This is a genomic window from Ruegeria arenilitoris (genome assembly GCF_013032445.1).
In the GTDB taxonomy this organism is placed as follows: domain Bacteria; phylum Pseudomonadota; class Alphaproteobacteria; order Rhodobacterales; family Rhodobacteraceae; genus Ruegeria; species Ruegeria arenilitoris_F.
The window spans coordinates 48,133-72,447 of record NZ_WQCA01000014.1; the positions used below are offsets into that span (position 1 = coordinate 48,133).

24 protein-coding genes are annotated in these 24,315 nt (G+C 55.1%); 12 read left to right on the plus strand and 12 right to left on the minus strand.

The window, feature by feature from the left end; genetic code table 11:
• Positions 1-57: 57 nt before the first annotated feature.
• The 4 genes from GOW98_RS19375 to GOW98_RS19390 all read left to right on the plus strand — a co-directional run bounded on the left by GOW98_RS19375 (position 58) and on the right by GOW98_RS19390 (position 4,824).
• On the plus strand, positions 58-2,355 hold the full coding sequence (locus GOW98_RS19375) for a hypothetical protein (RefSeq protein ID WP_170335086.1): 2,298 nt from the start codon (positions 58-60) through the stop codon (positions 2,353-2,355).
• A gap of 3 nt (positions 2,356-2,358) precedes the next feature.
• Positions 2,359-3,846 (plus strand): site-specific integrase, encoded by a 1,488-nt coding sequence (locus GOW98_RS19380; protein WP_170335088.1) that lies wholly within the window; start codon positions 2,359-2,361, stop codon positions 3,844-3,846.
• Between the two features lie 172 nt (positions 3,847-4,018).
• Entirely contained in the window at positions 4,019-4,411 is a 393-nt protein-coding gene (locus tag GOW98_RS19385) for a hypothetical protein (RefSeq protein WP_170335090.1), read from the plus strand.
• Positions 4,408-4,824 carry a hypothetical protein gene (locus GOW98_RS19390; RefSeq protein ID WP_170335092.1) on the plus strand — a complete coding sequence of 139 codons (417 nt, stop codon included), beginning with the start codon at positions 4,408-4,410 and terminating at the stop codon, positions 4,822-4,824. Before GOW98_RS19385 ends, GOW98_RS19390 begins: the two co-directional genes overlap by 4 nt.
• A gap of 229 nt (positions 4,825-5,053) precedes the next feature.
• Here GOW98_RS19390 and GOW98_RS25575 read toward each other — a convergent pair whose 3' ends face one another.
• Together GOW98_RS25575 and GOW98_RS19395 are read right to left on the minus strand one after the other, a co-directional pair.
• Positions 5,054-5,206, minus strand: coding sequence for a hypothetical protein (locus tag GOW98_RS25575; RefSeq protein WP_217359647.1), 153 nt, complete (start codon positions 5,204-5,206; stop codon positions 5,054-5,056).
• Entirely contained in the window at positions 5,196-5,738 is a 543-nt protein-coding gene (locus GOW98_RS19395) for a hypothetical protein (protein ID WP_170335094.1), read from the minus strand. The genes GOW98_RS25575 and GOW98_RS19395 overlap by 11 nt, the downstream gene beginning before the upstream one ends.
• Positions 5,739-5,912: 174 nt before the next feature.
• Between GOW98_RS19395 and GOW98_RS19400 the strand changes: the two genes are divergently transcribed.
• The gene (locus tag GOW98_RS19400) at positions 5,913-6,101 is read left to right on the plus strand and encodes a hypothetical protein (protein ID WP_170335096.1); all 189 of its coding nucleotides are present in this window, start codon (positions 5,913-5,915) and stop codon (positions 6,099-6,101) included.
• 182 nt (positions 6,102-6,283) lie between these two features.
• On the opposite strand, the gene GOW98_RS19405 is transcribed toward GOW98_RS19400, so the two are convergent.
• Entirely contained in the window at positions 6,284-6,724 is a 441-nt protein-coding gene (locus tag GOW98_RS19405) for a helix-turn-helix domain-containing protein (protein ID WP_170335098.1), read from the minus strand.
• 516 nt (positions 6,725-7,240) lie between these two features.
• On the opposite strand from GOW98_RS19405, the gene GOW98_RS19410 reads away from it, so the two are divergent.
• From GOW98_RS19410 to GOW98_RS19430, 5 genes are all read left to right on the plus strand, one after another.
• Positions 7,241-7,432 carry a hypothetical protein gene (locus GOW98_RS19410; RefSeq protein ID WP_170335101.1) on the plus strand — a complete coding sequence of 64 codons (192 nt, stop codon included), beginning with the start codon at positions 7,241-7,243 and terminating at the stop codon, positions 7,430-7,432.
• 366 nt (positions 7,433-7,798) lie between these two features.
• Positions 7,799-8,365 carry a hypothetical protein gene (locus GOW98_RS19415; protein WP_170335102.1) on the plus strand — a complete coding sequence of 189 codons (567 nt, stop codon included), beginning with the start codon at positions 7,799-7,801 and terminating at the stop codon, positions 8,363-8,365.
• Positions 8,366-8,744: 379 nt separating this feature from the next.
• Positions 8,745-9,419 carry a phosphatidylserine decarboxylase gene (locus GOW98_RS19420; RefSeq protein ID WP_170335104.1) on the plus strand — a complete coding sequence of 225 codons (675 nt, stop codon included), beginning with the start codon at positions 8,745-8,747 and terminating at the stop codon, positions 9,417-9,419.
• A gap of 12 nt (positions 9,420-9,431) precedes the next feature.
• The gene (gene pssA, locus GOW98_RS19425; protein ID WP_170335106.1) at positions 9,432-10,178 is read left to right on the plus strand and encodes a CDP-diacylglycerol--serine O-phosphatidyltransferase; all 747 of its coding nucleotides are present in this window, start codon (positions 9,432-9,434) and stop codon (positions 10,176-10,178) included.
• A gap of 9 nt (positions 10,179-10,187) precedes the next feature.
• Positions 10,188-10,811 carry a class I SAM-dependent methyltransferase gene (locus GOW98_RS19430; protein WP_170335109.1) on the plus strand — a complete coding sequence of 208 codons (624 nt, stop codon included), beginning with the start codon at positions 10,188-10,190 and terminating at the stop codon, positions 10,809-10,811.
• 136 nt (positions 10,812-10,947) lie between these two features.
• Here GOW98_RS19430 and GOW98_RS19435 read toward each other — a convergent pair whose 3' ends face one another.
• From GOW98_RS19435 to GOW98_RS19470, 9 genes are all read right to left on the minus strand, one after another.
• Positions 10,948-11,301: a GFA family protein gene (locus GOW98_RS19435; protein ID WP_170335111.1), complete on the minus strand. Its 354-nt coding sequence runs from the start codon at positions 11,299-11,301 to the stop codon at positions 10,948-10,950.
• A gap of 74 nt (positions 11,302-11,375) precedes the next feature.
• Positions 11,376-11,504 carry a hypothetical protein gene (locus GOW98_RS26115; protein WP_302479294.1) on the minus strand — a complete coding sequence of 43 codons (129 nt, stop codon included), beginning with the start codon at positions 11,502-11,504 and terminating at the stop codon, positions 11,376-11,378.
• Positions 11,505-11,602: 98 nt separating this feature from the next.
• Positions 11,603-12,559 (minus strand): ABC transporter substrate-binding protein, encoded by a 957-nt coding sequence (locus GOW98_RS19440; protein WP_170335113.1) that lies wholly within the window; start codon positions 12,557-12,559, stop codon positions 11,603-11,605.
• A gap of 28 nt (positions 12,560-12,587) precedes the next feature.
• Positions 12,588-14,249: a BCCT family transporter gene (locus tag GOW98_RS19445; protein ID WP_217359648.1), complete on the minus strand. Its 1,662-nt coding sequence runs from the start codon at positions 14,247-14,249 to the stop codon at positions 12,588-12,590.
• An 86-nt stretch (positions 14,250-14,335) separates the two neighbouring features.
• Positions 14,336-15,682: a dimethylsulfonioproprionate lyase DddP gene (gene dddP, locus GOW98_RS19450; protein ID WP_170335117.1), complete on the minus strand. Its 1,347-nt coding sequence runs from the start codon at positions 15,680-15,682 to the stop codon at positions 14,336-14,338.
• Between the two features lie 260 nt (positions 15,683-15,942).
• Positions 15,943-16,941: a GlxA family transcriptional regulator gene (locus tag GOW98_RS19455; RefSeq protein ID WP_170335119.1), complete on the minus strand. Its 999-nt coding sequence runs from the start codon at positions 16,939-16,941 to the stop codon at positions 15,943-15,945.
• 14 nt (positions 16,942-16,955) lie between these two features.
• On the minus strand, positions 16,956-19,406 hold the full coding sequence (locus tag GOW98_RS19460) for a GcvT family protein (RefSeq protein ID WP_170335122.1): 2,451 nt from the start codon (positions 19,404-19,406) through the stop codon (positions 16,956-16,958).
• A gap of 172 nt (positions 19,407-19,578) precedes the next feature.
• Positions 19,579-21,138 carry a trimethylamine methyltransferase family protein gene (locus GOW98_RS19465; protein ID WP_170335124.1) on the minus strand — a complete coding sequence of 520 codons (1,560 nt, stop codon included), beginning with the start codon at positions 21,136-21,138 and terminating at the stop codon, positions 19,579-19,581.
• Between the two features lie 263 nt (positions 21,139-21,401).
• The gene (locus tag GOW98_RS19470; RefSeq protein WP_170335125.1) at positions 21,402-21,995 is read right to left on the minus strand and encodes a helix-turn-helix domain-containing protein; all 594 of its coding nucleotides are present in this window, start codon (positions 21,993-21,995) and stop codon (positions 21,402-21,404) included.
• An 85-nt stretch (positions 21,996-22,080) separates the two neighbouring features.
• On the opposite strand from GOW98_RS19470, the gene thrC reads away from it, so the two are divergent.
• Both thrC and GOW98_RS19480 read left to right on the plus strand, forming a co-directional pair.
• Positions 22,081-23,478: a threonine synthase gene (gene thrC / locus GOW98_RS19475; protein WP_254438080.1), complete on the plus strand. Its 1,398-nt coding sequence runs from the start codon at positions 22,081-22,083 to the stop codon at positions 23,476-23,478.
• Entirely contained in the window at positions 23,475-24,263 is a 789-nt protein-coding gene (locus tag GOW98_RS19480) for a hypothetical protein (RefSeq protein WP_170335130.1), read from the plus strand. Before thrC ends, GOW98_RS19480 begins: the two co-directional genes overlap by 4 nt.
• Positions 24,264-24,315: the final 52 nt, after the last annotated feature.

Consider the following 24,315-nt stretch of genomic DNA (forward strand, 5'->3'; position numbering starts at 1 on the left):
GTCGCTGATGTCTGCCCCTGACCGTGATCCGATGAGGATCTGAAAGCCCGTTTCCCGGTGAACGGACTTTCAGATCATCCCCGTCATCCCAATAAGAAAGATAAGAAAATGCTGGATAATACCCAACTTCAAGGAACCGTTGCCGACGTGATTGCTGTTTTGCGTCTGACACCCATGAACGCAAGTACCCGAGTGGTTACAATCAAATCCGCGCGTGATCTACGTGCGGCTCTGTCTGGTGGAGCGAACCTGTCAGCCTCGAAGTTTTTCGATGCGGCTACAGTTCCCACGCCGGAGTTGCGCAGTAAGCTCGGCCCGCGGCATGTTCAAATCCTGAGCGACGTCAAACGGGCACAACGCGCTTGGTCGGACAGGTTTCGCCGTGACCTGGTATTGCGGCTCAAAGGTAAGTTGCCCACTTTGGCGGACGCTATTGATGCAGTTGAAGCCATGGGCGCTTCTGATCATGGTCAACGGACCGTTCAATCGATCCGAAAATTTGCGAGCGCTCAGGCGACATCACCGGCAAACATTACCGCGACGGCCGTGGCTACCGAACCCCTGTTGCGCGCATTGGTGCCGGAAGATCTCGGCGTTCGGACAGCCAAGACGCTGAGGAACAAGGTTGTGCAAATTCGTTCTGCCGTTGAGTTGGTTGATCCCAATGCGGTGTCCGGACGCGAGGCGGATGTCAAAGGTCTTCCGAAGGTTTGGCAGGAGTTGCTCGCAAAGTTGGAAGCGGAGATTCCGAAATCCTGTAACGCCGAGCTTGCCATCCTTCGCCGGCTCGCGGTTCGGGCGGATCGTGAGGGTCTCTTGCCTGGTCAGGTACATGCCGAGCTCATCGCCGGTTTTGTCGCTTATGAGAAGGCCACCAAGTCCTCCAGCCATATCGAAAAAATACGCCGGGCAGCAAAAACCTGGAACAAAGTGATTGCTCGAGAAGGCCTGCTTGCCGCGCAGTTTGAAACCAGCAACTCTCAGAACAGGCTTCCGGACGTGACTTGGGGTGAGGTTCCCGAACCGATACGGTCGCGTGTCGACGCACTCACTGACAGAATGGTCGCCCCTCAGGGGGATGAAGCCTGGTCCTCGTTCATTGAAGACGAGGACGATCTGGGATTGGGTGAACTTTCGTTGGGTTCTGGGCTATCCGATACAAAGCTCGCTCGCGAGAAAGGCACACAGCGCAACCTTCGTGATGCGGTGAAGCGGGCCTGGTACGCCGCCCAGACCAGTCCCAAAGTAACGGCAAAGCCGCGAACTCTGGAAGATCTTTTCCGTAAGGACTGCCTGCTCGCTGTCGTTGCGGCCATTCGAGAGAAACGGCGTGAACGCGTCGAGGCGAGGGGAGATAACTGGGAAGCCAACAAAAAAGGTCGTTATGAGTGTTCCCTGATCCAGGCACTATACTCGGTTGGCAAATCCTGTGAACTGCCCGTCGAGATCCTGGAACCCGTCAGGGAACTGACTCTCAAGTTGGACCCAAGCGTCGTTGGCACCAAGATCACTTCCGATGGCACGCTGGCCTATGTCTACGAAGATCGCAAAATCGGGCGGCATCACGAAACGATGTTGCGCCAGTTCAACGAAGACTCGGCGTTAAGTCGCTGGTTCCAGGCACCGGGTGTCCTTTGGCGTGAAGCCGAGACATGGAAACGCCGGGGCAAGAACCGACCGACGCTGGCCCAGGCGGCACTGGCGCGTTCCGCATTGATCGCCCAACTCGAACAACGGGTCACTCCGATGCGTCGCACCAACCTGGCGCGGTTGCGTGCGTTCGGCGATGACAGCCACCTCAGCCTGCCCGTGGGGGCAGGGGAGGGAACGTTGATCCTGCCGGGGGCGGAGTTGAAAAACCTCCGGTCGATCCATGTCACCATAGATCGGGAGACGGTGAAAATGCTGAAGCGTTTCATCGAGGTCTATCGGCCACTCTTCGTTGAAAATGCAAATGCCGACCCGGAAAACCCGCATCTTTTTCCGGGCGCGGCCAGTGAGCGCAAGGAACGTGGCGAAGATGGCGGTTATCCGAAGGGTTTAGGATACATCACAAAGGAAAAACTGTCCCAGCGCTTCCGGCAGCACATCTGGAAACACTGCCAGCTGCGCATGGATCTGCAGGTGATGCGCCACATCGCTGGCAAGGTGATCCTCGACATGGATCCGAGTGCCATGGGGTTGGTGCAGGAGGTGCTGGGGCACAAACGGATCGAAACCACGCAGTCCTATTATGCGCAGGTTTGCAAGATCGTCGCGCAGAAAAACTACCTGCAATTGCTCGACCAATATACGCGTCGCGTCGTTTCGCATGTGGATTTCCAGGTCATGCTCGAACAACAGAAGGAGGGCTGAGATATGCCAAGACACCGCCTATCTATGGCACCTTCCGACTGGCCTGGGGATATCCGGACCCAGTTCGAGGAGGTGTTTTCAAGCGTTTCGAAACATCAGAGGCGGCGGCTCGAGCAAGGGCTTGGCCGCTGGCTATTGGAGGCAGATCGTGATGATCTGCCACCGGAACTGATCACGCCGGCGCTTGTCGAGAGCAGGTTGGGGCATCTGCGGCCGGAAATCGTGGCCGCAGTCAAGCAGGCGCTGCAGGCCGTCTATCCCGAGGCGGCGGTCTTTGTTCGGGAAAACAAGGTCGAAGTGGAAAGCAAGCGAAAGGCGCTGGAACGGGAGATCGATCGCAACTGGCATCGTCTTCCGCCTGCGTGGCAGGAAGCGGCCCGGCCCAAGCTGCATTTTTGTTCTGAAGGGCTCAATGATGGCATTCTGGTGGAAGCATGGACCTCCGATACGCTGCAATCGCGGTTGCAAACGGTTTGGTCCTTTTTTGATTTCTGCCGTGCAGAGGCACTGGAAGAGGAGATCACAAGAAACACTGTGCAGCGGCGTCTGGACGCGCGCCAAGCGGAGTTTCGGGCGGGCCATTTTTCTCTGGCAACGATCCATGGCGAGATACAACGTCTAAAAATGTTGGGTATGGCGATGTTTCGGGATCGGGACTGGACATGGCTCGATCCGGTTTTGCGCGTTCTGAAGAAGAAAGTGGCGTTGCAGCCGTCACGCAGTGATGCCCGGCTTGTCGATCTGGCAGAACTGCGGCAGGCGGCAATCAGTTGTTCCGAAGTGGCGCTGCGCCATCACAAAGCTGGTGTTGGGTGCCGAGCCAAAACAACAGCCAACAAAATGGCACGCACCGGGCTTGCGATCAGCCTGCTGGTAAATTCGCCGATCCGACGGGAGTCGCTGGCGACCCTGGACCTGAAAGAGAATTTTGATGCCAACTTCACGCGCCTTTTTCTGTCGCCCCATGAGACTAAGGACAAGAAACGCGATGAACGTATATTGACGCCAGAGGTTCGAAAACAGCTGCAGGATTATGTGGCGCACCACAGAGCCTCAGTCGCTCCGCATCGGGAAACCGCTCTGTTTGTTGGCAGCCGCGGAAAGCCGGTCGCGCCCGCCTACCTGAGTCAGACAGTGGGCGATCAATGCCAGAAGCTCTTTGGCAAACGTGTCACACCGCAAGTCATCCGCAACATCATTGCGGGTTTCATCGTGTCTCAGGTGCCGGAGAAAGCCAGCCTTGCCAGTGTCGTCCTGAACCATGCGTCGATCGCAACGACGGAAACCTACCGGGCCAATGGCAAGCAGGTTCAGGCAGCGAAGAAACTGCGCGAGGCCAATGACCAGGGCCGGTCGGACCATGGGGTAAACCAATCTCCGTTGGAACAACCTGAAAAGCGCGGAAGTAGTCGCAAATGCCGTACCAGGCCGGTGCGACGCCCGCGTGGTAGATTATCCGATCCGACACAAACCGGACGAGCACCGATTTGACGGCCATCGATGCAGCACTCCCCTGTTGGCTTCGCGGCTCCTCTCCATGAGAGCCGCGACGCCAAAGGCGATGTGCTGATTCAATTTAAAACCAAAAAACCCAACCGTGCCCGAGGAGCGGTTGAACTTGTCACCCGAGGCATCCCGCCCTGGGCATTCAAGGGAGAACGCCATGTTCGATACCCCATCGGCCGAAAACGGTCTGCTTTATTTCTTATCCAGCAAATCGGAGGCGCTGCATAAAGCTGTTCTTCTGCTCGGCGGACCACCCTGGGTGCGCCGATTTCTGAGGATCACATGTGATCTGGAGTACGCGGGATATGCTACGCCGAAAATCCGCCGCGAGCTGAATTCTCTGCGTAGCCTGCTGGCACCGGAGAAGATCCATGTCGCCGGACAGGTTGAGGCTGGCTATTTTGCTCGGATTGACCCGGCATCGGGCAACGTTCAGGAAATCTGTCGCCTGACCGACGGGTTGGAAGACGCAATGATAGGGCAGGGGATCGCGATTTCGGCCTGTCCTGACACAATCGGCACATATGAGACCCGGGAGGTCTGGCAATGAGTGTGTTCGACGATCCGATCCAAAAGGCAATCTACGAAGCGTTGGTTGCCGCAGGAGCCGCGCGTGATGCTGTCTACGAAGCAACTTCCCGTTCCACCTGTCCAAAAAGACTGCAGGCGGCCGCCCTCCGGTTTGAGCGGCTTCGAGATGATGACCTGTTTAAAGATACCGCATTCGACGAAGTTTCCGCGTTCGAGCAAATGCTGAACACGTGTGTCGCCGCTGAAAGCCAGTCCGGATATGTTGCCGACGAGCATTGTATGTCAGGTGGCGGTTACGAGGTCACGCATCTTTCTGAAGACGGGCAACGGTTTGAAGCGGCGCGCAGGTCGGTCGCGGCAATGGTCGCAGCTCTTCAGGGCGTGAGCCGTCATTTGCACGCAGAACGTCTTTCCGTGTCGTTACGTGGATAATTGCTGCCTTGGTTGGCCATAATCTGGCCAACCAAAACCATTCAACATCCTGCAAGGCCCCGCTTTGCGGAACGGTTCAAGACGTTTCCACGATTAACCGAAGAGATGCTGGAGGCCGCGATCGCGTATCACCGTCGCGTCGTTGCCGACGGCGCCGCCGAGGATGAAGAGGGTGGCGCCAGGGACCACAACGCTGAGGACACTCAGTCACCAGATGTCAGACGACTAATTAGCACTTCGAAGTTTCGTTTTTCTGATCTGTGACGGGGATCTCAGTCCGCGGATACCGATAGCGCTCCAGTGATGGCCCATTCTGTTCGAGACGCCGGCGCTCCTCTTCAACGCCCGCCTGGGCTTCTGAATTCCATTTTTTATCGGTCATCGAACCAAATCCCGCTTGTTTCGGAAATCACAATCCATCCCTCAGATGTGCTGCGACCGAACTTCGCCCGAAACTCGGTCGGCAAGCGGCTCAGTGCATCTTCGACGGTCTCAACAAGCCTGTCTCTGTCGGCCGCTCCATCGAACATGATCCGGACATTGAGATACTCAATCTTGTTGCGACCAGAGAGCTCGAACGGACTTACGAAGATGAGATCTGGGTCGACATCCCACTCCTCTTCGGTCAGATCACCGGGTTTGATAATTCCATCGAGAGCAGCTTTGGCCCGTTCCATCGGATCTGACCCGCGCACAAGTATTCCGTTTTCATCCAAACCGACACCAAGTCCGAGCCGTCGCCGATCTTCGAAGAACGCCTTGGCTTCCGGAGTCAGGGTTGCAGTTCTTTCCATGAACTCATCAAGCCAAACCTCTTGTTCTTCCGTGGTGAGCTCGTCTGGCGACAGCTTAGCCTCCAGCGCAGCTTTCACTCGCTCAGGAGCGTCTTTGTTCTCTTTGTGTTCTCGCGCCATACAGCTATAATATACTGAAACCGCTTGGTTTCGCTATGCGTGCATTGCGCAACCAAAGCGTTGGTGACAGCGTGCGGGCGTGACGCAACCAAGTGGGATTTCGGAAGGTTTCGCACTACCTGCACAGCGCAACCAACAAGTTATGCACTCGTGCAACTTCCAAGAGGAGATCAGATGATTGCATTCGAAATAGCCTTCAATATCGCAGGCGCCGGCGTGACCATCGCCGGGCTCGCCTATGTGCGCCATCTGTTGCAGACCGGCGGACGCGGTCGGATCAAAGATCCTGACCTTGTCACAGAGTTCCGAGCAAGCGCACCATATCATCTGCTCGAAACGGAAAGACCGCGCCCAAATGGCTAGCAGACCGGGGTCGAGGCAAGCAACCTTCCCGCATCAGAGATGTTGGCCATTTTCCTGATTTCGGACGGTTGCAGAGACCAAGAGTGACAGTTGGTGGACGCATAATTGCGAATAAACGCAGCCCCTGCTCGACAGATATACGTCCCGGTCGCCCACATCGCACAGAATCCGCAGGAACAACTTCAGAAATCGTCATCGACCACTCTGTGCCGCGCTTGAAACGCACGCTGTTGCAGCAGAGCGTTCACTTGTCGTTGTTTATGCGCGCGTGCATTGACGAAACGCGGGTCGTATTCTGTGCGCTCGTAAAGTGGCACGTCCATCCTGGCCGCCACTGCAAATGCATCTCCAATTCGAACACTCAGATCGCCATTCTCGATCTGTTCAATCCGTGTCGTTGATAGCTCTGCGAGTTCTGCCAGATCCTCGACAGACATGCTGTGTTGAAGTCGCACTGCTTGGATCATCAGCCCAAGCATCTCTGCCGCGTCTGCTGCGATTTCTTTGCTCGGATACTCAGGGTTGTCCGGCCATTTCTCTTGTTCGGAAATGAAATCCGGAGCCGTGCCAAACTGGCCATCATGCGTTCCGAGCCTGAACTTTTTATCATCTGGACCTGCCATCTGTCTTTCTCTCTTTCTTTAACATAATAGTCATATAACCCATTTGCTCAGACAATGGCGCCGGGGACCGGTAGCGATCTTCTTCTATAGCCTGGATCATTTACCTCTTTCGCAGATCAGGAAAGAAATACCGAAATTTTCAGTTCCCATAGCATCTCTTCTGAGCAATTCAGCCCAAGGTCCTTGATCTTTAAGATCCTGGCGCCTGCAGCGCGTGTAACTTCCCATCCTGCCTCCATTTCTTCGTGACAGGATGAAAGTGGGTTCGACACGAAATTCAGAAAAACTGTTTCGAGAGAAAGTACCCGACGAACGACTCATTGGTGGTCAGATCAGACCTGAACAGCAATCTGCGATCTGCTGCTCTGCTAAAGAAGCATCAGAAGTTCCTGAGGTCTCAATGGAGTATGGGGGAGGATTTTTTGAACCTCACCCGCGACGGTTCAAAAAATCCTCCCCCATACCCCCATTTATCGGTCAAAGGCGAAAGCACAAGGGGCAACTTTAGGAAAAGACATGAAAAAAATTGAATGGCTATCCGATTTACAACAGTCGCCTACCATGCCCCCCAATCACAATTTGCCGGATGATCCGTCTGAGATGACCGATCGACTGGATTCCGCGTTGGACGCAATGCTCAAGATTGGCGAGACCTTTTCAGAAAGCGAAATCGCCCAAGTGGATGAAGATGGGGATTGCCCGATCTAAAGCTGCCCGTTGACGCTTTTTTGGGTTGGTCGAATTAGGACACCCCCGCCATTGGTCTGATGTTTCTGCGATCCGGATCAGAGGTTCTGTCTGATGATCGGATGACAGGGATAGAGACGCGCGAATTGATCATTCACCTGACCCCGTTTTTGTGAGGTCCAGTGATTGGTCAGTTCGTTTTCCTATTCCCGCAATCTTCCAGTTGCGCCATCTGCGCGATGTGGCCGCCAGTAAGACCACGTTCAAAAAAGTTGAATTTTTTCCGAAATCGATTTCCGGAAAATCAAAACACACCAACTTTCTTCCTGCAGCAAAGAGCATGTCTTTGCAATCACCCCTAACCACTTGTATACACGGAGTAAATCGATGGGTAACCCAAACACGCCAAAGTTCGTCTTGTTCGATGAGGCACAACTGAACGTCCAATCGGGCGCAACGCTCGATGAAATTACAAGCGCCCTGTATGATCTAATCTATGATGAGATCGCTCCCTATGACGATTTGGGCGATGAATCGATCGAACTCGAATGGATCGCGTCGGAACGTCTCGATACGTCAAAGCATCTGGGCTGGGGTTCGCATCCTGAATCGTCCGAAGAGAACGATGATTGGACAGCTTCGTTCACCAAAATTCTTGCCGATTGCACCAGTCTGCCAGCACCCCTCATAGACGCTTATGTGAAATCAGGCAAAAAAGCCGAAATCGGATATTGGCTGCGACATAACCTGGAGACTGGCGCAAGTTTCCGCCAGGGCCTCAGCAGACCTCACGAAGACACTTTGATGTCACTTGAGCGCGCCCGTGTTCCGGGGTTTGTTCCCAGCAGTTGTTACTATGATAGCAGGTCCGAAGATCCATGTGACGCACGTCCGAAGGATTTCGGCGATGGGCGACGTATCCTCGTCGAAATGAAAGTGAATTGGAGTTGGTGAATCCTGACCTCAAAGCATCGCCGAAAGTGCAGTATCAGTGGCGCTCCTGAAACCGCCGGCGAGAATGTACTCGGCTAGTTCTTCCTACGCCTCAATACTATGGAGCTGGGGTCATTCGACCCCGGTTTTAGGAGGCCGCCTGAGATAGAAACTTGCGCCGAAACATTGGGCGACCTACATGGAGAATATACTCTTTATATTTAACATAATTTAGCTTACCGGCCACAAGGCCGAAGCCTAAGCGCCGAGGTGCTGAAAATAGTGCCCATCAACTTGTAACACCCTAATATCAATTGACGCCGGTCGCGCTAGTCACACTTGCGTTCCACACCAATCCACTTATGAAAGTGCCGTCAAATGACCTGAGGGAAAGCTTGCAATGCGCATGCGCGATACGTTCATCAAACCGATGCATCCCGAAGGCATTCGGTTTGTCGCAATCTTTGCCGCCATAACGGTCGGTCTGTTTCTCTTGTCCGACATTCTGGGCTGGATTGGCGTCGGCTTCACGGTTTGGTGCTACTATTTCTTTCGCGATCCTGAACGTGTTCCACCGACAGAAGAAGGCCTGATAGTTAGCCCGGCGGACGGGGTGGTTTCGCTGATCGAACCTGCGGTACCGCCGAAAGAACTTGGGATGCCCGACACACCTCTCACCCGTGTCAGCGTGTTCATGAGTGTCTTCAACTGTCATGTGAACCGGACCCCCATTGAAGGGGAGATTACCGCAGTTGCCTACCGCCCCGGCAAGTTTTTCAATGCATCCCTGGACAAGGCCAGTGCTGATAACGAGCGCAACAGCTTGCGTATTCGTATGACAAACAATCAGGATCTGGCTGTTGTCCAGATTGCTGGTCTAGTGGCCAGACGGATCGTCTGCTTCGTAAAACCAGGCGAAGCGCTTAAAACCGGAGAGCGATTTGGATTGATCCGGTTCGGGTCTCGGCTGGATGTTTACCTTCCGGATGGCGTGGATCCACAAGTGCGTGTCGGACAAACGATGATTGCGGGTGAAACCGTCCTTGCCAGTTTATCTATGTCTGAAGAAAAATAGGTAGGCGGATCAATGGGAGACCCCCCCAAACAGGAAGAGACCGGGTTTGCGCTAATCCATTTGCTGCCCAATGCGCTGACCATAACGGCCATTTGCGCGGGCCTGTCAGCAATCAGATTTGGTGTTCAGGGTAACTACGTACTCGCGGTCCAGTTGATAATTGCTGCCTGTGTGCTTGATGGATTAGATGGGCGCATTGCGCGCCTGCTCAGCAGTGACAGCAAGCTGGGGGCCGAGCTTGACTCTCTTGCAGATTTTCTGAACTTCGGAGTGGCTCCGCCGCTCGTTCTCTATTTTTGGGTCCTACAGGATATACCCAGCGCGGCGTGGATTGCGGTATTGTTCTTTGCTGTGTGCTGCGTCATGCGCCTTGCCCGGTTCAATGTGAGCAGCAAATCCGAAACATGTGATCAGGACAGTGCCTATTTCGAGGGGGTCCCCGCCCCTGCGGGGGCGCTTCTGGTCATGTTGCCAATGTATTTGTCTTTCGCTTTCGCCGATGCCCCGTTGCTGCCGAGTGTATTGATCTGCCTTTACATGGTGATCATCGGTCTTCTGCTCATCAGTCGCATACCAACATGGTCTTTCAAGGCGACGCGGATTTCTCGCGAGAACGTGAAGTTTTTGCTCATCGGTGTCGCTGTTGCGGGGGCGGCGCTGCTGACATTTGCCTGGGCCACGCTCATCGCTCTTTGTGTCGGGTATGTGGGAATGGTCGCCTGGGCATGGCTCGACAGGGAATTACCTTCTAACCGTTAAGGACTCGATATGGACATCAAGGCCGTTCAAACCTCTTACGCTCGCTGGGCGCCCGTCTATGACAGGACGTTTGGGGCTGTCACCAATGTCGGGAGACAGCACGCGGTTGAATACATCAATAGGCGTCCCGGCAAGGTTCTGGAGGTTGGCGTGGGCACCGGACTGTCCCTGGAACATTACGGGGCCGAGACGCAGGTGACAGGGATCGATTTCAGCGAAGACATGTTAGAAAAGGCCCGCGACAAGGTTCAGGCCATGTCACTAAAGCATGTCAAAGCACTGGTGCAAATGGATGCCCGAACGATAGAATTTCCCGACAACCATTTTGACACGGTTGCAGCGATGCATGTGCTGTCCGTCGTTCCGGAACCGGAAAAGGTGATGGCGGAAATAGCGAGGGTCTGCAAACCGGGTGGCAGAGTGGTGATCACCAACCATTTCCAACGTAAGCGGGGGCTGCTTGCATCTATGGAACGCATATTTGCCCCGCTGGCAAATACAATCGGCTGGCATTCAGATTTCGAGATCGAGACGGTGCTGCAAGAGGATATGCTTGCCGTCGAAGAGCAAAGGCCCCTTCCACCGCTGGGGATGATGACCTTTCTGGTGCTGAGGAAATCTGAAGGCGCGTAGTACCCAGTACCTTTGGCCGCTTTTTCAGTTTCGGGCAGCCGAGCCAGTACACATATGTCAATTCATCTCGGAGCTAGATCGTTGGCCACGTCATTGCATTTCAGATGTTCTGACCATAAGAGGCGCCTTGGTCGCGTCAGAGATTTCTTCCGTCATAGATTACCTCAGGTAGGCGAAGAGCGTCCAACTCATCGATGCATCCGAGGTTAACTCGATAGTGGCCCGGGTTCAGCCGCGTCTCGACGAATGTATGAATTCCACAGCGATTGCAAAAATAGTGCCGCGCCGTTTCTGTGCCAAATTGGTAAGTTGAGAGAACACCCTGCTCACACCTGATTTTAATATCTTCAGGCGATACCACTGTTGCACTCATCACCATGCCTTTACGGGAACATAATGAACAATCGCATCGCATTGCATGATCGATGTCCGGTACCGAAAATGTGAATTCTACAGAACCGCAATGACAGCTGCCTTGAAATTGTTTCACCTTTCACTCCACCGGTTGAATGCGAAAACAGCGCCCACAAACGATATGTAGAAACTCAAGGATTATTCACACTTTTATTCGACCACAATTGGGTCCGTATCCGGAACTGTAGAGGTAAGACCGACTGCGTTCCGGCGGCTATCGTTGATGACTGCCCTGACCAGAGCAAAGCCGATCAGCGCCATTGCCAGCCTTCCGGTCATCTGGACCGGAAGGCGTAAGGGTATCAAACACTCTAGCAGAATTCACTTCCAAGCTTGGAATTCGTTACCGCCTGAAGCATTCTTGGAAACGTAGGTCACTACGGGAACCAACTGTCGACAACAGCCGAGTTGTCTTCAACCCATTGCTTTGCAAATGCTTCGGGGTCCTTTTTCTCGACCGCCAAGGCAAAGGACATTTCCGAGAGCATCTCGGTCTCCAACTTGACATTGCTTAGCATTGCGACGGCATCAGGCTGCGCGCTTTCCAAACTGGTCGCATAACTGACATGAAGATCGTCAGTATCCCAGGCGACGCCGGCAGTCGATTTCTCCAACCAGCCCGGGATCGAGTTGGGCGGCACGATAATCCACTTTGAACTTACGTGCGCTGGCTCGCTCAGAACGACAAGGTCGTGCACTTCGAACATGTAGTGCGGCTGATAACAATAGAATACGACATTCTCGTTCTGTCCGGCAGCAGCCCCCAGTTCTGCCAAGGCGTCGGCTTCATCCATTATCCTGAGGCTCATAGTCTTGTGATAGCCGTAGGAACGTGCACGGACTTGTTCGATGGAAGTGGAAGTCCAACCTTCTGCGCCGATCCAGACTTCACCTTTTCCGTCTCCGTTACTATCAAATTTCTGAGCCATTTCCGGATCGGAAAGCTGCTTGATATCCGTGATACCAGTGCGTTCCGCCGTGCCCTTTGTCACGCACATTCCTTGCGCCCCCTTGGGGCCACTGGACTTTACCTGAACCGTTTTTCGGCCGTCGACATATTCCCGTCGAAGGTAGTCGAGACTGGGCAGCCAGACCTCAGGATGCACATGCAAGGTTCCGGCATCCATAGCCGCAAACATGGCTGCATTGGTGCTGTCCTGCAATTCGACATCCAAGTCCAGCCGACTTTCCAAGGCAACCTTCAGAATATGTGCGGTGGCTTCCCCCGATGGCCAGTTCGGGACCCCAATGACCATGTCGGCCGCCGAGACCGTAGAAGCGGCAGTTACCGCGGACACCACACTGATAGCTGCAAAAGATTTACGCGTTTTCATCTCGAAGTCCTTTCATCACTATCAAGTTTCATTCCGCAGCAGATGCCGGGGCGGTGGTCGGAACCCCTTCGGCAATTCTTCGGCTATCGTTGTAGATCGCTTTGATCAGTGCAAAGCCCATTAGAACCATCGCCAAACTGAATGGCAAAGCCGCAATAACCATCGCGGTTTGAATGGCTCCCAGACCCCCAATGACAAGCAGGGCTCCGACCACCAGTGCCAAGGCGACACCCCAGAAATAGATGTGCGGCTTGGCTTTCGGGCCGTCGTCGCCTGCGGCGTTGATTGTATTTACGATCAAAACAGCGGAGTCTGCCGTGGTCACAAGATATGTCAAAAGAAGTACCACAACGATAACTGAGAACACCCATGTCAGATTGTCGTTGAGAATAACGGCCAGTGTCGCAAACAGCTGGTCTGAGATTCCCGCGCCCAGAATCGAGCCCCCAGCCTCACCTGTAAGTTCAAGGTGGATGGCCGTACCGCCAACAAAGGCGAACCAGATGAAACACATCATTGCCGGGACAAGCATTGCACCCAACACGAACTCGCGCACTGTGCGCCCTCGCGAAACCCTGGCAAGAAACAGACCAACGAATGGGGTCACCGCGATCCACCAGGCCCAGTAAAAGACCGTCCAGCCGCCTTGCCAGCCGGCGAGTGCGGCGCCCGTTTCGGTTCCATCATCTGACCAGACGGTAAAGCTGATTCCCGGCAGCGCCAGCAGGTAATCCCAGATACCGACAAACATAGCCTGCAGACTGAAGAATGTTGCACCGAAAATCAGGAAGAACGCCAACAAGAAAAAGCTCAGCCCCATATTGATATTGGAGAGCCATTTGATCCCCTTGCCGACACCGGAAAGTGCGGACAGGGTCGATGCACCCATGATAACCACAAGGGCGAAGATGATGGCAGCAAAGGACGCTTTCTGTGTTCCTCCCTCATCGGTCACCAGCAACCAGTCACCGAATCCAATCCGGTTAAGGCCGGCTACAAACTGCTCGACACCAAAGCCAAGGGTCTGGGCAACACCCAGGATAGTTGCCACCACGGCCACGATATCGATGACATGACCAATCGGACCCGAAAGCGACTTGCCGAAAAGCGGGACGAGCGCGGTGCGCACCGTAAGTGGTAGATTCCTGCGATAAGAGAAGTAGGCGAACCCCAGCCCGGCGATCGCATAACACGCCCAGGCCGATAGCCCCCAATGCGCAAATGACCAGATATAAGCTGACCTTACGGTCTCTGCCGTTTGCGCGGGCACGTCTCCCATAATCACGTGGGGGTTGTTTTGAAAATGGTAAATCGGTTCGGCTGTCGCAAAGGTCAGCATCCCAATGCCGATCCCGGCGCTGAACATCATTGAAAACCAAGAGAAATTCGAAAATTCAGGCCTTTCATTGTCCTGACCCAACCGAAGCCTGCCAGAAGCCGGCAATGCCGCCAGAACAAGGCAAAGTATCAGGAAAAACGATACTGCGTAGATGTACCAAGAGTTAAAGCTCGCCAGAATGAAGCCATTCAATGTTCCTAGTGTCTCTGCAGCACTCTCCGGAAAGGCCACGGCCCACACGATGAGCAAACCCACCAGGATTTTCGCGGACACGGCAACGTTCTTCGAGAACCCTTCATAAAAGCCGCTCTCTGAAACTGGAATGTCCAATTCGCCTAAAGGTGGTTTCATACTTTCCTCCATTGTATGCTAATTTTGAACCGTCAGCGGACCGTGTCATGGGTTTGCTGGCGGCCTTTGGATATTGCGAATGCCAGCTAGGCCGTTTCTCCCATCAGGCGCTTATCGAGCGGGTAGGTCGAAATCGTTTCGAACCCGCTTTCAGTTACAACTCCCTGATCCTCCAGCTTGACCATGTGGTCGCCGCCGACCTCACCCACCAGCGCTTCGACACACAGCGTCAGCCCGGGTTCGAGAATGGCGTCGAAGGCGCCGTCCACCAGTCGGTCGGGATAGGCGATCAATGGCCATTCGTCGCACAGGCCCACACCATGCATCGGAGAGGAATATTTCAGCGCCTGATACTTGTCCTGCAGCACATGCAGTGAGCGTGTCAGCTCCTCCATGTGGAGGCCGGGGCGCAGGAGCGCCGTGTTGTAGCGGATGTGCTCGACGGCCTCGGCGTAACTCTCGCGCATATGTTTCGGCGCCAGTTCGTCACCGATCCACCATGTACGGCTGAGGTCCGCGCAAATGCCATATGGCCCGATCAGATCAGTGTCGAAGGCGAGGATCTCGTTCTCGGCGATGACCCGGGGCCCACATTCCTGGAACCACGGGTTCGTGCGTGGCCCCGAGGTGAGCAGCCTTGTTTCGATCCATTCGCCGCCACGCTTGATGTTCTCGGCATGGAGCACGGCCCAGACATCGTCCTCGGTCACCCCGCCCTTTGGAATTTCTGCGCGCGCGAACTCTTCCATGGCGGCCATCGAGCGCTCACAGGAATGTATGGCGCAGCGCATGGCGCGCAGCTCGTGCTCGGTCTTGATGCCGCGCGTGCGTTCGGTGACTTCCTCGCCGTCGCGATACTCCAGCCCCGCTCGGCGGATCGCGTCCAGTCCCGCAGGCTGGATCTTGTCTATTCCGATCTGTGTATAGCCCGGCGCATGGGTGGCCAACAGGTCAGCCACCTCAGCTGCGAAGGCGTCGGCAGCTGGTCCAATCCGGTCACCACGGGCGAAATAGAACATGTCAGCGCCAGATCGGCTCTCGCGGACGAGCGGATTATACTCGGCGAGGAAAGGCGCGTTCTTGTAGTCCCAAAGCACCATGTATCCGTCGGCACAGAGCAGGCAGGCCCGGAACGGGTTGTGGGTGTTCCACAATTGCATGTTCGTCGTGTCGGTCGCATAGCGGATGTTCAGTGGATCGAACATCAGCAGACCCCCATAGCCGCGGGCCACGATGGCGTCGGTCAGGCGCTTGTGGCGGGCCTTGCGCATCTCGGTCAGGTCGGGCAACGCCAACCCCGCCTCGCGCCATTCAGCATGGGCAAGTGCGGTCGGCCCAATCTCGACCCGGTCGCCGTCATTTGCCGTCCCATCGCCAAGACGAACGCCCTGGCTAGGGTCGATCTTGCGCCGATCACTGTAATGGTTGTTCATTTTGTGATTTCCTTTAAGACGCTTGATTGCAAGCAAGAAAAGCCGCGTCCCAACTTGCGCGGCCTTTCATTCAAGCTGCGTTCATAGCTTGATCTGCGAAGTCCCCCCATTGTCGTAAGCGGGGTGCGATTTTCTGCGGTATTGTTGATCGGGACACCGAAGGCATAAGAGATCGTTCTGTGTTCTGCTTTGCCGCCGTCACAGTTTAGTTCCGTAGTGACCAGTGTTGTCTGAGTTGATTGCAACGCCGTTCTCCGAAGCTAGTGCGCAAGCACAACCTTTTCTTCTCGAGGCGCTATGCCGAAGTGCCTTCTGTAGTGTTTGGAGAACACGCTTTGTGTTGAGAATCCGCAGGCCGTAGCAACGTCGATCACGCGCATCTGGGTTTGCTGCAGCAATACGCGTGCCCTCTCGAGCCTTAGAACCATCATGTAGGTTTTTGGGGTCATTCCCAGATATCGGCTAAACAACCTTTCAAGTTGCCGTGTCGATATCCCAACCTGACGAGCGATAACCGACGGTGAAACAGGCTCTTCCCAGGTTTCCTGCATATAGCTCAGTGCTTTGGACAACTTTTCGTTCCGGTGTTTCGAACCGTAAAGGCTGGACATACTCTGACGACAATTTCCATCACGCATAGAGCCACAAAGGAGTTGGTCAGCGACCTGACTGGATGTTTCCGGGCCCGCCTTTTCGCGGATCACGGAAGAAAAAAGGTCCAGAGTAGCGGCTCCCCCCCCACAGGAGACGATGTTTGATGTCTCTTCAAAAATTGTGCAGGCAGGCTCCAGATCCAGATAGCCTTCCTCAAAGACAGGCTTCATTCTCCAGTGCGCGCTGATGCGCCCCTCGTTCGCTATGCCGATCCGGGCGAGAAACAGTGCGCCACCTCCCAGTCCGAAAAACCGTGCTCCTAGTCGTGCGGCTTGCCGTAGCCATGCCGCAGTCTTCCCGGATTTGGGGTAGTCTTGGGAATTAAAGGCGCAGCAAACAACGATGCAATCCCCACGTCGTACATCAGGCAAGGCGCCATCGGCTGTCACTGTCAGCCCTGAAGAAGATTCTATGCTATCCCCTGTTTCGCTGGCTGTTTTCCATTGAAAGAAAGCCTTACCCAATGCTTCGTTGGCGGCGGCCAGAGAGTCGATACCGGATCCCAGTTCCAATGCAGAGAATCCGGGCATCAATAAGAATACGAAGCGGTTCACCTCAACAAGTTCACTTAGAACCACATCTATGTCTTTCTCTGGCCGCCCCATGGTTTTTCTCCTGATCAAGAACGCATGTTTGCGCCGTTGGCGTCGTAGATTGGTCCTGCCAGAACCAGCGCATCGTAGAAGTTGCCCAGAATTTCCACCTGAAGCGTCGTTCCCGGCGTTGCGAACTCGGCTGCGACGTAACCCATCGCCATCGACTTGCCGACATGGTGCGCAAAGCCGCCCGAGCTGACGTAGCCGACCGGTTCGCCATCTTTCAGGATCGCCTCGTCATGGGCCACGTCGATCCCCTCGACGTCGATGGTCATTGTCACCAACTTCTGCGAGACGCCTTCATCGCGGGCTTTCAGCGTTGCTTCTTTGCCGACGAAGTCCTTCTTCCAGTTGATGAAGACATCCATGCCGGATTCGACAGCGTCGAAGTCGGGACGGTATTCCATCGTCCAGACACCCCAGCCCTTCTCGAGTCGCATCGACAGCAACGCACGCGCGCCGTACCAGCGATAGCCCAGATCGGCGCCGGCCTCTTCGATGGCGTCTGCAAGGCGCATCAGGTATTGCGGTTTGCAATAGATTTCGTAGCCCAATTCGCCAGAGAAGCTGATCCGGTTGATGATCACCGGCACGCCGCCGACAAAGGTCTGGCGCAGGTCACGGAACTTGAAGGCTTCGGCTGAAACATCGTCACGGGTGATCCGGGCCAGCAGGTCCCGCGATTTCGGGCCGGACAGGGCAATCCCGTGCCAGTCGTCCGAAACGTTGGCATAAGAAATGCCTGCGGGCAGGTCTTTTTCGAACCAGCGGCGGTGTGCTTCCTGCATCGCGCCGGAACCGAACAGCATAAAGTGATCCTCGGCCAGGCAGGCAACCGTCAGGTCGCCGTAGAGCTTGCCCTTGGGCGTCAGCATCGGCGTCAGCGCCAGGCGTCCGGGCTTGGGAACGAACCCGGCAAGGATATGGTTCAGGTATTCGCGAACGCCTTCGCCCTTGAACTCATGCTTGGCAAAGTTGGCAATCTCAATACCGCCGACAGCTTCGCGCACGGCCTTGATTTCCCGGGCGACATAGTCATGCGACCGGTTGCGCTCGAATGTTGGAACTTCGTGCGCATCTTCGGGGCCGTCGGCAAACCAGAGTACGTTTTCCAGGCCGAAACCCTGATCCATGACCGCACCCTTGGCGATCATGCGATCATAGAGCGCGGTCGTCTTTTGCTTGCGGCCCTTGGGCAGGGTTTCATTCGGGAAGGTCATCACGAACCGGCGTTCGTAGTTTTCCGACGACTTGATTGTGCCCCAATCCGGTGTCGCGAACTCTCCAAAACGCGCCACGTCCATCGCCCAGACATCGATGGATGTCTCGCCGTCGATCATCCATTCCGCAAGGGTCAGGCCCACGCCGCCACCCTGGCAGAAGCCCGCCATGACACCAACAGCGACCCAATAGTTCTTCATGCCCGGAACAGGGCCGATCAGCGGGTTGCCATCAGGACCAAATGTGAACGGGCCGTTGATCACGTCCTTGATCCCGGCATTGGCCATAGCCGGAAGACGCTCGAACGCGGTTTCCAGACGATCTGCCACGCGATCAAGATCCGGCGGCAGCAGTTCATGACCGAAATCCCAGGGCGTTCCGCCGACTTTCCACGGTGTCGCCTGAGCCTCATAGGTGCCCAGCAACATGCCCTGCCCTTCCTGGCGGCAGTACACGTTGGCCTCGAAGTCGATGCCATGCGGTAGCTGCTGACCGAAGTTCACGACCTCGTCCATGCGCTCGGTGATCAGGTAGTGGTGCTCCATCGGCTGAACCGGCAGATGAAGGCCCGCCATGTGACCCACCTCACGCGCCCACAGACCGCCGCAGTTCACGACATGCTCGGCATTGATCGTGCCTTTGGGGGTGACAATGTCCCAGCTGCCATCGGGGCGCTGTGTCATATCTGTGGCGCCACAATGGGTGAAATACTGGGCGCCATGCGCCTTGGCCGCCTTGGCAAAAGCGTAGGTCGTGCCGGACGGGTCCAGATGGCCATCCTGAGCGTCCCACAGAACCGCGTGATAGTGGTCCGGATCGATCAGCGGATGACGCTCGGCCAGTTCCTTGGGCGAAATGAATTCCTGATCCAGCCCCATGTAACGCCCTTTCGAACGCTCGCCCTTCAGATAGTCGTACCATTCCTTGGTAGAGGCGGCATAAAAGCCACCGGTCTGATGCAGGCCAACGGACTGGCCGGACAGTTCTTCGATCTCTTTATAAAGATTGATCGTATATGATTGCAGGCGCGAGATATTCGGATCCGAGCTGATGGTGTGGATACCGCCGGCCGCGTGCCAGGATGAGCCGGATGTCAGCTCGTCACGTTCAAGCAGGACCGCATCCTTCCAACCGAACTTGGCCAGGTGGAACAGGATCGAGCAACCAACAACGCCGCCGCCAATAACAACGACTTTGGCGTGCGACGGCAGTTTCTTTCCGCCTGTGGACTCGTCGGTCTGAATAGTAGGCATATTTCGTTTTTCCTCAGGAATTCAGCTTTCACTCTGACTGCATTTGGGTGCACGCTCCTCGTTTTGACCCAAAGCATCTATCTCGGTGAAAAGGGGTTCTCTTCTTTGCAGTGGATTGCTGGTCGGCAGAACGATCCCGGTCATCGCGATCGTCCTGCCGAACCTGCAAATGTCAGAAATCCGTGGCAGCGCCACCCTCGGCCTTGCGTTTGGCAACAAAGGCGTCAAGCTCGTCTTTTATCGCCGGATCCAGGGCTGGGGCTTCGTAGGAGGCAAGGCGGTTTTTCCACTCTGCGTTGGCACGCTCGATCGCAATCGGCGATCCGGCCTCCTGCCAGGTCTCAAAGTTGCGCCAGTCACTCAGGATTGGCGAATAGAAGGCGTCGCGATAACGCGCCTGGGTGTGTTCAGTGCCAAAGAAGTGACCCGCTGGCCCGACCTCATTGATGGCTTCCAGCGCCAGGTCTTCCGGGCTGGTCGAAACCGGCTGAAGGAATTCCGTGATCATCTGCAGCAGGTCAATATCAAGCATCACCTTCTCATACGAGCAGCACAGCCCTCCTTCGAGCCACCCTGCCCCGTGCATCAGCATGTTGGCGCCGCCATTGATGGCACCCCAAAGCGAGAAGACCGCCTCGTATGCCGCTTGCGAGTCAACCGTATTGGCCGCGCACACATTCGAAGAGCGATACGGAATGCCGTAGCGCCGCGCCAGCTGTCCGCCGATATGCTGCGCTTTCATGTATTCCGGCGTACCAAACGCGGGCGAGCCGGTCTTCATATCCACGTTCGACGTGAAGCCGCCATACATCACCGGCGCGCCTGGCCGCACCATCTGGGTAAAGGCCACACCCGCCAGAGCTTCGGCGTTTTGCAGCGTTACGGCACCGGCAATCGTAACGGGCGCCATCGCCCCTGCCAGCGTGAAGGGTGTGATCACAACAGGCTGGCCCATCTCGGACAACGCCATCACGCCCTGCATCATCGGAATATCGAGCTGCAGAGGAGAGTTCGTGTTGATGATCGAGAACATGCAGGCCTGATCACGCATCTGGTCATGGGTCAGACCATGGGCAATCCGCGTCATCTCGATTGCATCGGAGACACGCTCCTCACCAAGTGAGTAGATGCAATAGGCCTTGTCGGTCAGCGTGATGTAATCCTGAATACAATCAAGATGGCGGATAGACGCGTGAATATCGACGGGTTCCACCGGATATCCACCTGTCACATGCAGAACATTGTGCATCTGGGCCAATCGCAGAAAGTTGCGAAAATCTTCCTGATTGCCCGCGCGCCGACCCCGATCCGTATCCGAGCAATTCGGCGCGCTTGCCATCATGTTGAATACAATGTTGTTTCCGCCCATGGTCACGTTGTGCTGGGCGTTTCGCGCGTGCAACATGAATTCAGACGGCACGCTTGCAATGGCTTCGTTGATCAAATCGGGATCGAAGCGCACACGCTCTTCACCGTCCCGGACATCGGCCCCTGCCTTTTTCATCACGGCGCGCGCGTCATCATGCAACACGTCCAGACCGGTTTCTGAAAGCAGTTTCAGGGATGCCTGGTGAATATGCTCAACCTGATCATCAGAAATCAGCTCAACGGCCGGATAGGAACGCTTAAGCTGCGCGAACGGGCGCTGTACAATTGCCGGGGCTGGTGCCCCGCCATCACGGCGACGCCCTCGGCGTCCGCGCGCCTTTTGGGCCAGTTGATCAGTAGTCATCCGATAGTACCTTCATTGCCGGAGTTAAGCCTGAGAACGAGTGGTTTGGGCGTTACGCCTCAAGTCATTTACCGCTTAGGGCGGCAGGCAAAGAAACCTGACCGCGATTCGTCACTCAATCCTGCGCGGGCCCGCGAACGGAAAAGCCCGCTATTACTTGGAGGTACCAGTCGCTGTTTCATTTTTGGTTTTCCAATATGCCGCACGAGATGCGGTATATTGGATAAATGTTATGATTCAGTCAATACGTTTTATAGGCCTTCTCAGACTGACGCCGTAGGTTCCTGATATTGAGTCGGCTGAGCCACGAGAAGGATGGCCTCCGTTTCTCCATCCGCCTCGTTGTTAATGCGATGATTGCAGTCACTGCGGTATCGCAATGTATCGCCGGCCTCAGCCCGAACAGTTCGTCCAGCGACCGTTACCGACAGTGAGCCGGACAGGCAGGTCAGGTGCTCGAAGGTTCCAGGCGCGTGGGGCTTTGAATCAAGCTCTGCTCCGACCTTCATGAGAAGCCTGTGCCACTCTACGGGAAGAACAGTGCGTCGCGGGCTCAGCATATAAATCTCGCATTTACCGTCCGCACTTCGCTGCATCGGCGTGGAATAGTGATGAAGATGCTCGATCGGATCCTCGCCACCAGGCGTGCCCTCAAGCAAACTAAGGTCAACGCCAAGTGCCTGAGAAAGGGCCCAGACTATGGAAAAGGTCGGGTTGGTGGCACCCCTCTCAATGGCGGATAGCATCGATCGGGACACCCCTGTACGCTCAGAGAGTCGCTCAAGGGTCAAGCCCAGCGATTTCCTGGCTTCCTTCATAATTTTCCCAATTTCAGGTGTAGGTGAAGGTATGTTCATTCCGTAGTTCCACTATATTAGATTTTTGTTTACGAACGATGGAGGTCTTGCTAAATCCACAATATTAGAAATCTTGGAAAATGCCATGCTCTACTCAAGTACTCGCGGGAACGCACCCGCTCGATCCCTCCGAGAGTTGCTAAGCCGTGGAACTGCCGAAGATGGCGGTCTTTACGTGCCTGAGGCCTGGCCCGAACTTACATCCAGCGAATTGGCCACGCTGGGCGGACGGGCCTACGACCAGATTGCATCGGATGTTCTGGCACTGTTTGGCGGAGCTGAGTGGCAACAGTGCGACTTCCCCACAGGCATAAGAAAAGCGCTGGCCGGTTTCGAACGCAATGATGGCCCACCCCTCTCTCGCCTGAATGACCAGCTGTGGAGCATGGAGCTTTTCCATGGCCCCACACTCGCTTTCAAGGATTACGCCCTCGCCCCTTTGGCGGAAGCGATCGATCGGGAACTCACAATCACTGACAAACGCGCGACCGTACTCTGCGCAACGTCGGGAGATACTGGCGCAGCCACCGCAAATGCCTTTGCGGGACGTTCGCGAGCCAATGCAGTAATTCTGTTTCCGGAGGGCCGCGTCTCTGATGTTCAACGCAAGCAGATGACCTGCCTGGGAGCCGCAAACGTTCAGGCAATTTCCGTTCGAGGCGACTTTGATGACTGCCAAAGCATAGTCAAAAACCTGTATCAATGCGAAGTTGCCAAAGAATATAGCTATACGGCTGTGAATTCGATCAACCTGGCCCGGATCCTCCTTCAGACGTCCTACTACATTTACGCTTCGGTCAAAATCTACAACGATTACGGCCAACACGTGAACTTTGCTGTCCCCAGCGGGAATTTTGGAAATGTCTTTGCGGGCTATATCGCGAAGCAAATGGGCGCTCCCATCGGGAAGTTGATCGTCACTTCGAACGAAAATGATGTCCTTCCCCGGCTGTTCGAGACTGGTATGATGTCGAAGGCAGAGACAATACCGACGATCTCGCCGAGCATGGATATTCAGGTTTCCAGCAACTTTGAACGAATGCTGTGGATTCTGAAAGGACGCGACGGGAACGCAACGCGTGACATGCAAACGCAGCTCGCTGAGAGGTCTTTTTACGAACTTTCGCAATCCGAGCATTCAAGACTGACCAAAGACTTCGACGCGATGAAGTGCGGCAAAGACGATGCCTTAAACACCATGCGCCAGATCCATAAGCAGTTCGGCAAGATCATTTGCCCACATTCGGCAACCGGCTACTTCGCGGCGGATCAGCTGAGGGCAACGCTTAACGGACCCATTGTTGTCGCTGAAACAGCCCATCCGGCAAAATTCCCGACGGCAGTTGAAGAAGCGCTTGGAACATTCCCAGAAACTCCGGCGCGGCTGGAAGACTTGTTTGCCCGCGAAGAAGAGTTCGCAACTGTCGATCCAACGGTTGAAGCGGTGCAAAGTGTGATTGATGGAAAATTCGCAACACCATGAAGCTGACGTGTGTAACCCCGGAAGTTCAATCTCTTCTGAGTGAACCGCGTGACATCCTCCTGATCGGGATGTCGGGAATTGGAAAGACGCTCCTTTCGAGCTTTTTGAACCAATCCGGGGCGTGGCGCTATGTGTCGATAGACGCCCAAATCCAGGGGCAGTATTTGCGCAAGCAGATACTTGATGCATTCAATGCCGAGGTCAGCAAGGGAGCTATGCTGTCCAAGTTGCAGGAATTGGGCATACTCAACTTGGACGACGAATTGTGCAAGGACACTCTTGCGCCATTGACTTCCTATTTGGGGATGCCTGGAGACCCAGACAGAGGCGGGATTGAATTCAACGAATATGTGAAACGGCAGAACTTTCATAGGCAGGCTGAACTCACCGCAGTCGAAGACCTTCTTAGCCTGGATTCCAGTCAGCCAGTTCTGGCTGATTCAAGCGGGTCGTTCTGCGAATTGTTTGCGGCTGGTGACCCCACATTTTCAGCTTTGAAAAACAGGTTCCTTATCGTGTCGCTGAGGGAGAACGACGAACTCGTCCAGAACCTGATAGCGAGGTACGTTGAGAACCCAAAGCCAATCTACTATTCTCCGGACCTGCTTTCTGAATATTGGATCGAGTATTCGGCAAAGGCTGGAGACCGGGCCAGGGATGTCGACCCAAAGAAGTTCGCGCTTTGGTCGTATCAGAAGCTAATTTCGGTCAGGCGAGATAAGTTTGCGGCACTAGCTAAGCACAGCGACATATCTATTAGTGCCGCTGATTTGCGGTACGCCTAAGTCTTCATCGACGAATCCGCTAACACAACCAAGATAACCCACCTGTGGCGAC